General features: G+C 48.2%; 13 protein-coding genes. All 13 read left to right on the top strand.

Translation table 11 applies throughout. The features are described from left to right. The first annotated feature begins 26 nt into the window (after positions 1-26). The 13 genes from ODZ53_RS28735 (at position 27) to lysS (ending at position 11,539) form a co-directional block, all read left to right on the top strand. Positions 27-1,520 (top strand): anthranilate synthase component I family protein, encoded by a 1,494-nt coding sequence (locus tag ODZ53_RS28735; RefSeq protein WP_372681776.1) that lies wholly within the window; start codon positions 27-29, stop codon positions 1,518-1,520. Positions 1,521-1,537: 17 nt separating this feature from the next. Then, entirely contained in the window at positions 1,538-2,122 is a 585-nt protein-coding gene (gene pabA / locus ODZ53_RS28730) for an aminodeoxychorismate/anthranilate synthase component II (protein WP_372681774.1), read from the top strand. A gap of 136 nt (positions 2,123-2,258) precedes the next feature. Further along, positions 2,259-3,902 carry a PhoX family protein gene (locus ODZ53_RS28725; protein ID WP_372681772.1) on the top strand — a complete coding sequence of 548 codons (1,644 nt, stop codon included), beginning with the start codon at positions 2,259-2,261 and terminating at the stop codon, positions 3,900-3,902. A 20-nt stretch (positions 3,903-3,922) separates the two neighbouring features. Beyond that, positions 3,923-4,123 (top strand): twin-arginine translocase TatA/TatE family subunit, encoded by a 201-nt coding sequence (gene tatA, locus ODZ53_RS28720; RefSeq protein WP_372681770.1) that lies wholly within the window; start codon positions 3,923-3,925, stop codon positions 4,121-4,123. Between the two features lie 69 nt (positions 4,124-4,192). After that, positions 4,193-4,921 carry a twin-arginine translocase subunit TatC gene (tatC, locus tag ODZ53_RS28715; RefSeq protein ID WP_173627905.1) on the top strand — a complete coding sequence of 243 codons (729 nt, stop codon included), beginning with the start codon at positions 4,193-4,195 and terminating at the stop codon, positions 4,919-4,921. Between the two features lie 38 nt (positions 4,922-4,959). Further along, positions 4,960-5,805: an aminodeoxychorismate lyase gene (gene pabC / locus ODZ53_RS28710; protein WP_372681768.1), complete on the top strand. Its 846-nt coding sequence runs from the start codon at positions 4,960-4,962 to the stop codon at positions 5,803-5,805. Positions 5,806-5,857: 52 nt separating this feature from the next. After that, on the top strand, positions 5,858-7,045 hold the full coding sequence (folP, locus tag ODZ53_RS28705; RefSeq protein ID WP_372681766.1) for a dihydropteroate synthase: 1,188 nt from the start codon (positions 5,858-5,860) through the stop codon (positions 7,043-7,045). Between the two features lie 3 nt (positions 7,046-7,048). Then, positions 7,049-7,420, top strand: a complete 372-nt coding sequence (gene folB / locus ODZ53_RS28700; RefSeq protein WP_064203224.1) for a dihydroneopterin aldolase — start codon at positions 7,049-7,051, stop codon at positions 7,418-7,420. Further along, positions 7,417-7,947, top strand: coding sequence for a 2-amino-4-hydroxy-6-hydroxymethyldihydropteridine diphosphokinase (folK, locus tag ODZ53_RS28695; protein ID WP_372681764.1), 531 nt, complete (start codon positions 7,417-7,419; stop codon positions 7,945-7,947). The genes folB and folK overlap by 4 nt, the downstream gene beginning before the upstream one ends. Then, a complete protein-coding gene (locus ODZ53_RS28690; protein ID WP_012683949.1) occupies positions 7,899-8,108 on the top strand; it encodes a helix-turn-helix domain-containing protein in 210 nt (69 codons plus the stop codon). Before folK ends, ODZ53_RS28690 begins: the two co-directional genes overlap by 49 nt. Before the next feature lie 70 nt (positions 8,109-8,178). Then, positions 8,179-9,207 carry a tRNA dihydrouridine synthase DusB gene (dusB, locus tag ODZ53_RS28685; RefSeq protein WP_199927598.1) on the top strand — a complete coding sequence of 343 codons (1,029 nt, stop codon included), beginning with the start codon at positions 8,179-8,181 and terminating at the stop codon, positions 9,205-9,207. A 217-nt stretch (positions 9,208-9,424) separates the two neighbouring features. After that, entirely contained in the window at positions 9,425-9,901 is a 477-nt protein-coding gene (gene greA, locus ODZ53_RS28680; RefSeq protein WP_007725265.1) for a transcription elongation factor GreA, read from the top strand. A 102-nt stretch (positions 9,902-10,003) separates the two neighbouring features. Then, positions 10,004-11,539: a lysine--tRNA ligase gene (gene lysS, locus ODZ53_RS28675; RefSeq protein ID WP_372681761.1), complete on the top strand. Its 1,536-nt coding sequence runs from the start codon at positions 10,004-10,006 to the stop codon at positions 11,537-11,539. The last annotated feature ends 247 nt before the right edge of the window (positions 11,540-11,786 follow it).

The following is an 11,786-nucleotide window of genomic DNA, read 5'->3' as shown; positions in this document are numbered from 1 at the left end:
TGAAAACCGGAGCGTGAAGAGGAAGAATGTTCCCTACCTTTGCTGATTGCCAGACATATGCCTTATCTTATTCGTTGGTTCCCCTAGCCCTGCGTAGACCATGGTCTTCGACGATTGATCCGTGGCAGGTGCTCACAAAACTACAGCCTTCTCTGCAAAATGCTGTCCTGTTGGAAAGTGGACGAGCTGGGCGGTATACCTTTTTGGCATATGAGCCTATCGCTACGCTGCGCAGTCAGCGAGGAGAAACCATTGTTTCGTACCCAGAAGGAAAAATGGAGAGCATAGAAGCTCTAAACCCATTGAATGCTTTACGAGAGCTGCTCTCTCGTTATCGTACGCCTGTGCTTCCAGGTATGCCAGATTTTGCTGGTGGAGCTGTAGGCTATATTAGCTATGAGATGAACCGCTTTTTTGAGCCTAGCTTGCCACAGATAGCGACTGATGACTTACAGTTGCCAGACCTGTATGTTATGATAATGCAAGACCTTCTTGTCTTTGATCATGAGACCCGAGAGATCATTTGTCTGACGCATTTGAATGCGGGCAATTTGACCGAAGAGAGCTATCGACAAGCAGCACTCCAGCTGGAAAAACGTATCGACTCAATTGCTTCATTGGCAATGGATCGCGATGAGACAGATTGGGAAGCTTTGCGCAAAAGACCGCTTGCCAAGCTAGTGCCAGCGTCAGTGTCCTTTGCCAAAGACCAATTCGAGGAAGCCGTTCGCCGGGTGCAGGAGTACATCGCCCAAGGGGATGTTTTTCAGGTCAATCTGTCGGTGCGGCAAAGTAAGCCGGTGCAGGTGACTGCCCCAGAAGTGTACGATGTGCTTCGCAAGCTGAATCCGTCTCCTTATATGGGCTATCTGAGCTTCCCTGAATTTCAATTGGTTAGTGCCTCGCCAGAGCTACTTGTAAAAGTAAAAGGCAAGGAAGTGCATACACGTCCAATCGCCGGTACACGTCCGCGTGGATTAACGGACGAGCAAGACGATGCATTGGCCCTTGAACTGATTGATAATGAAAAGGAACGCGCAGAGCATGTCATGCTGGTTGATCTGGAACGCAATGACATGGGCCGCGTCTGTCGCTTTGGCAGCGTGGAGGTCAGCGAATTCATGGTCGTGGAGAAATATTCCCACGTCATGCATATCGTCTCTCATGTCAAAGGAGAGCTGGCAGCAGGCAAGGATGCGCTTGATGCGATCGAAGCGACTTTTCCGGGAGGAACGATCACCGGAGCGCCCAAGGTTCGCACGATGGAAATCATCGAAGAGCTGGAGCCAGTCAAGCGAGGCGTCTATACGGGATCAATCGGCTGGTTTGGCTTCAATGGTGATATCGAGGTCAACATTGCCATCCGCACGATGGTGATCAAGGATGGCGTAGCTCATGTTCAGGCTGGAGCGGGTATCGTGATTGACTCGGTTCCGGAGGCCGAGTACGCCGAGTCATTGAAAAAGGCAGAAGCGTTGTGGAAAGCACTTGAGTTGAGCGAGCAGAGAACGATGAGTTGAGAGGAGACGAGTGTACGATGATTTTGATGATTGATAACTACGATTCCTTTACCTACAATTTGGTGCAGTATGTGGGAGAGCTTGGGGAAGAGCTCCAAGTGTATCGCAATGACAAGATTACGCTGGAAGAAATCGAGCGACTGGCACCTGATTATTTGATGGTGTCTCCAGGACCGTGCACGCCAAATGAAGCGGGGATCAGCATGGATGCGATCCGCCATTTTGCCGGAAAAATTCCGATCATGGGTGTTTGCTTGGGCCATCAGTCCATTGGGCAAGTGTTTGGCGGAAAAGTCATTCGGGCCGAGCGCTTGATGCACGGAAAGACGTCGGAAGTTTTCCATGATGGCAAAACTATCTTTCAGGACATCCCGTCCCCTTTTACAGCGGCACGCTACCATTCCTTGATTATCGAGGAAGCGTCGATTCCGAGTGAGCTGGAAGTAACCGCTCGGACAGCCGAAGGTGAAATTATGGCTGTGCGCCATCGGGAGTACCCAATCGAGGGCGTCCAGTTCCACCCTGAATCGATTATTACCGAGCACGGTAAGCAATTGCTGAAGAACTTCATTACCGCATACGCGCGCCATACGACAGGTTAACACATAGATACGACAGGAAAACCGCCTTTTTACGAGGGCGGTTTTTTATTTACATACTCTTTATATAACATTCATGGTTCCTCGATATACGGCTTGTACAATGAAACCGAAGAAGGTAAAAAAGGAGAGATAGTAAATGGATGTAAATCGTCGACAGTTTTTGACTTATCTCGGTGTAGGGACAGCGGCGTTGGCTTCGGTAGCAACAGGAATTCCTGCCCTGGCAGCTGGCGGTACCCTATCAGGAAAAACGGCTGATCATCTGTTTGGTCTCGATACAAAGAAGCATAACTTCAATCCGAAATTCAAGGAAATTCATCCAACTACAAAAGACGATGTTGTACTGCCGGAAGGTTTTAAATACGATGTAGTGGCTTCCTATGGCGATAAGATCAATGCAGCAGGAGATACCTTCGGGTTCAACAACGACTTCACCTGTTTCCTACCAATCGAAGGCAAGTCCGATCATGGCCTCTTGTGGGTAAATCACGAATATTTAGGTGAGTTGGAATATTACGTAAATGGCTATGACAATTTGAATGCAGATGCAGATGACAACAAACGTACCCCTGAGCAAATCAAGAAGTACTTGTATGCACTTGGCGGTTCCATTATTGAAATCAAAAAAGAAAATGGCACATGGAAGCTTGTTTCCGATTCCAAATATGGTCGTCGGGTAAGTGGGCTGACCAAGCATGTGCTGACGGGTCCAGCAGCTTCCATTGCTAAAGAAGTGACCGGAACATTTGCGAACTGCTCCGGCGGCGTGACGATGTGGAATACAATTCTTTCCTGCGAGGAAAACTACATGGACGTTGTCGGTGATTGCAAGCTGCCTGAAGCCAAGCACTATGGCTGGGTTGTTGAGGTAGATCCATTTGATCCGAAATCGACTCCGAAGAAGCATACAGCATTGGGCAGATTCTCCCACGAAAACACGGCAATGGTTCTGGCTCCGTCTGGACAACTGGTCGTCTACATGGGGGATGATGCGAAAGACCAATACGTGTATAAGTATGTATCCAAAGGCAAGTACGATCCGAAGGCGGGGAAAAGCAATTCCAAGCTGCTTGAAGAGGGTACACTGTACGTTGCCAACTTCGGTAAGGGCAAGTGGATTGCGTTGGATTTCGCAACAAACGAAGCACTGAAAAAAGCAGTCAATGCAGATGGCAAACCGATGTTCGCTTCTCAGGCTGACGTGCTTCTCAACTGCCGAGATGCATCCAAAGCAGTAGGGGCTACCCCGATGGATCGCCCAGAAGACCTGGAAGTTCATCCGATTGATGGTTCCGTCTTCATTGCCTTGACCAACAACGACAAGCATGGCAACTTCTACGGACAAATCGTTCGCCTGTTCGAGAATGACAACAACCATGCAGGTTTGGAGTTTACGTTTGAGATTTTTGCAGCAGGTGGACCACAAAGCGGTTTTGCGGCGCCAGACAACATGGCTTTCGACAGCGCGGGTAACCTGTGGGTCGTGACAGACATCTCGTCCTCGTCGATGAACAGCGGCATTTATAAATCCTTTGGTAACAATGGTGTGTTTTTCATTCCAACAACGGGTAACAGCAAGGGAGAAGCCGCACAATTCGCGTCTGCACCTGTAGGCGCTGAAATGACAGGTCCTTGGTTCACCCCTGATGAAAAAACACTGTTCCTGGCGGTGCAGCATCCAGGTGAAAACCTGAAGTCGTATGACAAGCCAACCAGCCACTGGCCAAAAGGCGGAAATGCAGTAGCCATGCCGAGCGTGATTGCTATTACAGGTTTCTAGGACAAGGAGTGTAACAGATTATGCTGTCGAGCATCGGTATTCCTGGATTAATTCTGATCCTGATCATTGCTTTGGTGATTTTCGGGCCGAGTAAACTGCCAGAGATCGGTCGTGCTTTTGGACGAACCTTGACCGAATTTAAAACCGCAGCAAAAGATTTGACCAAAGACGATGATGAAAAAGAGAAGACTCCAGAAGAAGCGTTTAAACGAATTAACTAATCCAGCCTGAGTGAAGGCGGTGCGTACACGAGACGCACTGCCTTTTTCCGCGCATGAGGAGGAGTTCGAGTGAGCAAAGAGATGCCTATACTTGAGCATGTGACAGACCTGCGCCGCAGAATTTTGATTGTGCTGTCCGTTCTTGTTGTCAGTATGGTTATCTGCTTTTTATTTGTGGATCATATTTATTTGGCGTTAGCGAATCATTCAGGGGAAAAGCTGGCGATTCTTGGTCCGGGAGATATCCTGTCGATCTATGTAAAGCTGGCCGCAGTCGGTGCGCTTGCGATTACAATCCCGGTTGCCGCTTATCAAGTTTGGCGTTTTGTGGTGCCTGCATTGGAAGAAAGAGAGCGAAAAGTGGCGCTCATGTATATCCCGGCTCTATTCCTGCTGTTTATTTTCGGGCTTTCCTTCGCCTACTTTGTGCTATTTCCGATGATGTACAAATTTGTGTTGGGTTTATCCAACGGGAATTTTGAACTGGTCATTACAGCGAACGATTACTTCACCTTCATGCTCAATCTTTGCCTGCCGTTTGGGTTGCTTTTTGAACTGCCGGTTGTCGTTTTGTTTTTGAGCCATTTGGGGATTCTCAACCCGCATCGCTTGGCTAAAATACGCAAACCCGCCTATTTGGTGCTCGCGATTATCTCTATTACCATTACGCCGCCTGATTTCCTCTCCGATATTATGGTAATTGTGCCACTCATCGTTTTATATGAAATCTCCATTACTATCTCGCGTTTCGTACACGGCAAACGCTCGGAGGAAACGGTGCTTTCTTCGGAAGTGTGATATGATGCTCTCGACTATATTATCGGGAGAGAGCGCAGATGCACGTTTATGTAAACGGAACGATTTGTCCGGCTCATGAGGCTAGCGTATCGGTATTGGATCACGGGTTTTTGTACGGTATTGGTTTGTTTGAAACATTACGTGTATACGACCGCAAGCTATTTCTATGGGATGCCCATTACGCCCGGCTTTGTTCCGGGCTTTTTGCGTTGCAGATTCAACCTGCTTGGACCAAGGAAGAGCTGGCAGAAGCCATCTTGATGACCATCGATGCCAACGAGTTGCGTGATGCTTACGTCCGCTTGAGTGTTACAGCAGGCGCAGAAGGAGTGGGCTTGGTAGCGGGGGGATACGAGCGCCCGTCCTTATTCGTATTTGCCAAACCTGTAGCACCCCTGGCAGTACCTCCCATGCCAAAACGGTTGCAGACATTGGCGTTGGCTAGACAGACAGCAGAAGGCCAGCAGCGCTTTAAATCGCACAATTACTTAAACAATGCTCTTGCACGCCAAGAACTCGGTGCCCGTCCCGATGTGGAAGGTCTGTTTTTGACGCATGATGGCTTCGTGGCGGAAGGAATTGTGAGCAATGTGTTCTGGGTCAAGAACGGCCAGTTGTTTACCCCTTCTATTGATACGGGCATTCTTGATGGTGTGACGCGGCGACATGTTTTGGCGTTGGCACAGCAATTATCGATGCCTGTCGAAGAAGGTCGATATCGCTTGGAAGAGCTGCTCAATGCCGATGAAGTCTTTACGACAAATTCCGTGCAAGAGATCGTTCCGATTACTGAAATTGACGGGTATTCCGTCCCTTCGACATATGGTACATATTCGTGCGAACTGCACCGCGCCTACCGTCAGTCTGTAGCGGCTAGCGAGTAAATTATGGTATGCTACTATTCAATGTGCGAAGACGGAAAAAGGGAGTTTGATCATGAAATACAATTCATTTCGAATCCATGCTGCGACCTTCGCTGAGATGGTTTCGGAGCTTGTCAAAAGGGGAGTTCCTGTTCCTGAAGCGGAACGCATGACGGAAGCGGGGACGAGCCTGAAGATTCACACGGAAAACATGAGCGGGGCAACAGCACAGAGTGTGAGAGAAATTATGCACTCTTTCGATGCGGAAGCTGTTATCTCAGACCAACCAGGTACTGCCGACAAAAAATACGTGCTGCTGTTGGCTTCACACAAGAAGATGGATTTGGCGTTGGATTATATGAAAACCCAAACAGAAGAACTACGAGCGTTGGCGGCAGAGGTACGGGAAGTTTTAGCTATGCCTGCCAAGCTTCGTGCTCGGCGCGAGCTGAACTGTGGCCAGTATGTCCTGCCACTGGGGGAGCGTACGCTAGTCATGGGTATTTTGAATGTGACGCCTGATTCATTTTCGGATGGCGGTCGCTATGTCGATGTGGAGGCAGCACTGGCACAAGCGCGTGCGATGGTTGAAGCTGGAGCTGACCTGATTGATATCGGGGGAGAATCGACACGTCCGGGGTCGGAAGCAGTCGATGAGGCGACGGAGCTGGACAGAGTGCTGCCAGTCATTCGGATGCTTTCGCAGGAATTGTCTGTTCCGCTGTCCATTGACACGTACAAAGCGGCGGTTGCAGAACGGGCTATTATGGAGGGGGCACATATCATCAATGATGTATGGGGAGCGAAGCGTGACCCACGGATGGCAGATGTAGCTGCTCGTCTCGATGTGCCCATTATCCTGATGCACAACCGCGAAGACACGAACTATCACGACTTTTTCCCAAACTATATCAAAGACCTACGTGAGTCCGTACAGATCGCCTTGCAGGCAGGGGTAAAGCAGGAGCGAATCATTCTCGATCCGGGGATCGGGTTTGTAAGGACTGTCGAGCAAAATCTCGAAACGATGCGCAGGCTGGATGATCTGGTAGGGCTGGGCTATCCCGTTCTACTTGCTACTTCACGCAAGCGGATGATTGGTCATGTTCTCGACTTGCCTGTAGATGAACGTGTCGAAGGTACGGCAGCGACAGTTGCTCTCGGGGCGGCAAAAGGCTGTCATATGGTACGGGTGCATGATGTCAAAGAAATGAAGCGCGTTACGAAGATGATGGACGCGATGCTAAAAGGGGGCATTTAAACCGTGGATAAAATCTACTTCAATGGCATGTCATTTTACGGATATCACGGTGTGTTTGGAGCAGAGGCTGAACTGGGCCAACGGTTTTATGTCGATTTGGAGCTATCGCTCGATTTATCCAAAGCCGGAGCAAGTGACGATCTTCACGATACAGTCAATTACGCCGATATCTTTACTTGTGTGCAAAAAATTGTCGAGGGTGAACGATTTCATCTGGTAGAAAAACTGACCGCTGTGATAGCAGAACGTCTACTGGAGCAATTCCCTTTGCATGAAGTCAAAGCAAAAGTGACCAAGCCGAATCCGCCGATCAATGGGCATTATGAGTCGGTTGCGATTGAGATGATCCGTAGAAGAGAGGATTTTGCTTCATGACAGTTTGTGCGTATTTGGCGCTAGGCTCCAATCTCGGGGATCGGGCACAGAACTTGCGCCGGGCGATACAGAGATTGAACGAGCAACCTGGAATTCGCGTGCTACGTGTCTCCTCTGTTTATGAGACCGATCCATTTGGTTACGTCGAGCAAGATGCATTTCTAAATATGGCGATCGCTGTGGAAACAGAACAGAGCCCGGATCAGCTGCTAGAGACGGCTCTGTCAGTAGAGCGAGAGCTAGGTCGTGTGCGAACGGTACGATGGGGACCGCGCACAATTGATATTGACTTACTGTTGTACGGGACATCTCGTATTTCGCAAGACAATCTCATGATTCCTCATCCCGGGCTGAGCGAGCGTGCTTTTGTACTCGTGCCGCTTCGAGACGTTTGGGAAGGCGGCGTTTTACCTGAGCATAACCAGACCATTGATCATTATCTTTCCTTATTGGTAGAAGATCACAAGGGGGTACGTGAGTGGGGAGCAATCAACTGGGAAATCGAATCCGGTCCTTCCGAAAGCTAAAAGGGTATACACAACAGTCCCTTTCGGACAAGATGGGAGTGTCATTGTCTTTTGTTGGATCACTAGAGAGAGGAACTCGTACGCCAACAGAGCCTGTATTACGGAAGATCGCCAGCACTTTACAGGTAGACTACGATGAATTATGTGCTATAAATAAGTGATGTAATGAAGTTTGGATAGGATTGTCCTCTCCAAGACCCCGACTAAGCGGGAATAAGGAGGCGAATATAGATGAAAATCGGCAATATTGAATTAAAGAATAACGTAGTGCTCGCTCCAATGGCAGGTGTCTGTAACCCTGCTTTTCGTCTGATTGCCAAGGAGTTCGGTACTGGATTAGTTTGCGCCGAGATGGTAAGCGACAAAGGCATTGTGCACGGAAACAAAAAAACGATAGATATGCTATTTGTCGACGAACGCGAAAAACCACTAAGTTTGCAGATTTTTGGTGGAGACAAGGAAACCTTGGTGAGTGCAGCGAAATATGTAGACCAGCACACGAACGCGGATATCATTGATATCAACATGGGCTGTCCTGTGCCGAAAATTACGAGCTGTGATGCAGGTGCGCGTCTGTTGCTCGATCCAGATAAAATCTACGAAGTCGTATCTTCTGTGGTCGATGCGGTCGACAAGCCAGTTACCGTGAAGATGAGATTGGGCTGGGACGAAGACCATCTGTACGTACTGGATAATGCCAAGGCAGTAGAACGTGCAGGCGGCAAAGCGATCGCTGTTCATGGACGCACCCGCGTACAAATGTACAAAGGGAAAGCGGACTGGGACTGGATCCGTCGAGTGAAGGAAACCGTTTCGATTCCAGTAATCGGGAACGGGGATGTGGCTACTCCTGAGGATGCGAGACGCATGCTGGATACAACGGGATGCGATGGTGTTATGATTGGGCGGGCTGCGCTCGGAAATCCGTGGATGCTGTATCGCACCATTCAATACCTGACGACGGGAGAGCTGGGTCCAGAGCCAACCGCACGTGAAAAGATGAATATTTGTTTATTGCATGCAGAGCGTTTAATCGCGCTGAAGGGTCCGAGAGTGGGAGTCCTTGAGATGCGCAAGCACGCGGCGTATTACTTGAAAGGCTTGAAGGGCTCGACGCACACGAAAAATCTCGTGAATGCGGTTGAGACAGAAGAGGAGCTTCGCAGCGTCCTCATGAACTTTGTCGACTGGATCGAAAACTACGCAGATGACAGCGAGGAACTGCTGGAAACAGCAAGTGATGAGGCTGTCAGCTACTAAAACTGGTGGTTCATTCCAGACATTGACAAGGGTTCCTTCATATCCTATAATACTCCGTAATATTGGGTGCCGAGCTGCCAGTCCTCACTGGCAGCTTTACCTTTGAACCTCACAGACGATTGCATTCTGCTGTATATTGTATAGAACATCTACATATAATCCTTTGTACTTTACCCAGTATAAATGGAATCATTTTTTAAAACGGGGGAATTGAACCATGTCTGAAAAAGAAGTCATCCTTACACCAGAAGGTTTAACAAAGCTTGAACAAGAGCTTGAAGATTTGAAAACGGTTAAACGTAAGGAAGTAGCTGCTCGTATTAAAGAAGCGATTAGCTTTGGAGATATCAGTGAGAACTCTGAATACGAAGAAGCAAAGAATGAGCAAGCGTTCATCGAAGGCCGCATTCTGACGTTGGAAAAAATGCTACGCAATGCCCGTATCATCACAAATGAAGATGTAGATACAGGTGTTGTAAGCGTTGGATCCCGCGTGAAGCTGAAAGACCTAGAGTTCGGTGATGTTATGGATTACACGATTGTAGGTTCTGCTGAATCCGATCCGATGAACAACAAGATTTCCAACGAGTCCCCGGTAGGTCAAGCACTCCTCGGCAAAGCAAAAGGCGCGATTGTTGACGTGAACGTACCGGCAGGAGTCATTCAGTACGAGATTCTTGATATTAACCTGTAAGCAGTCGATCTATGGCGTACCTTTTGCGAGGTACGCCGTATCGCTATTATAAAAGTCTGTACAAAATTGTTAATGCAGGCATTTTCTAGAGGAGTGAGCAAAATGGCAAACGAGCAAGACCTTCAGCAGGATGAACAGCAACAGGATGAACAGCAACAGGAAGGGCTCCACGAGCTTCTTCAAGTGCGTCACGACAAAATGAATCAATTGCGTGAGTGGGGCTTTGATCCGTTCGGTAAAAAATTCGAGCAAACGCATCACGCTACAGATATAACGAAAGCTTTTAGCGAAAAGAGCAAGGAAGAGCTGGAAGCGGAAGAGAACGTGGTTACGATTGCAGGCCGCTTGATGGCGAAACGTGGGATGGGTAAGGCGAGCTTTGCTCAACTGCTGGATCGTTCCGGTCAGATTCAAATCTACGTCCGTCAGGATACTGTTGGGGAAGAGCTGAGCAAAGTATTTGATTTGGCTGATATCGGTGACATGATCGGTGTAACTGGTGTTGTTTTCAAAACAAAAACGGGTGAGCTCAGTGTAAAAGCAAAGGAACTATCCTACCTGACGAAATCATTGCGTCCACTACCTGAGAAATACCATGGTCTCAAAGATATCGAGACTCGCTACCGTAAGCGTTACGTGGATTTGATTGTGAATCCAGAAGTTCGCGATACGTTCATTACGCGTAGCCGCATTCTGACTTCGATGCGTCGTTATTTGGACAACCTGGGCTATCTGGAAGTAGAAACACCTACACTCCACGCGATTGCCGGTGGTGCATCTGCTCGTCCATTTATCACGCATCACAATGCGTTGGATATGCAGCTGTATATGCGTATTGCAATTGAGCTGCACTTGAAACGCCTGATTGTCGGCGGCTTGGAGAAGGTGTATGAGATCGGTCGCGTATACCGCAATGAAGGGATTTCTACTCGTCACAACCCTGAGTTCACGATGATTGAGCTATACGAAGCGTATGCCGACTACCAGGATATCATGAGCCTGACTGAAGAAATGGTTGCTCATATCGCACAAGAAGTATTAGGCACCATGAAAATTCAGTACCAAGGCAATGAGATTGACCTGACACCAAAATGGCGTCGTGTACACATGGTAGATTTGATTAAGGAAAATCTCGGCGTCGATTTCTGGAAGGAAATGAGCGACGACGAAGCGCGTGCTTTGGCAAAAGAGCATGGCGTATCCGTTGAGCCTCACCATACGTTCGGACATGTAGTGAATGAATTCTTTGAGCAAAAGCTGGAGCATAAGTTGATTCAGCCTACCTTTGTTTACGGTCATCCTGTGGCGATTTCGCCATTGGCGAAGAAAAATGACCAGGATCCGCGATTCACGGATCGTTTTGAGTTGTTTATCGTAGCTCGTGAGCATGCTAATGCATTTACAGAGCTCAATGATCCAATTGACCAGCGTGAACGCTTTGAAGCACAGCTCTTGGAAAAAGAAGCTGGTAACGACGAAGCGCATGATATGGACGACGATTTCATTGAAGCGCTTGAGTACGGTATGCCGCCAACTGGAGGACTTGGAATCGGAATTGACCGTCTGGTAATGCTGTTGACCAACTCTCCTTCCATTCGCGACGTGCTGTTGTTCCCTCACATGCGTAACCGCGACTAGTCATTTGTAGAATAGAACCATCTGAGAAAAACTCAGGTGGTTCTATTTTTTACTTGCACTTAAAAAGGTTAAGTGCTATATTAATACCTGTTCTTCTTTTTTACTTAATCGATCACGAAAATGATGTGAAAATAGTTCTTGCTTTTTCCTCAAGGTATGTGATAGATTAATGAGGTCGCTGAAAAACATGTCGAAAAAACTTGTTGACACGACCTGGACAACCTGATAAGATGAAATGGTTGTTGTG

Origin of the sequence: Brevibacillus sp. BD137, from assembly GCF_041644655.1 — a bacterium.
In the GTDB taxonomy this organism is placed as follows: Bacteria; Bacillota; Bacilli; order Brevibacillales; family Brevibacillaceae; genus Brevibacillus; species Brevibacillus brevis_D.
The sequence above is the reverse complement of the archived record's forward strand: the minus strand, read 5'-3'. Positions and strand labels throughout refer to the sequence as shown.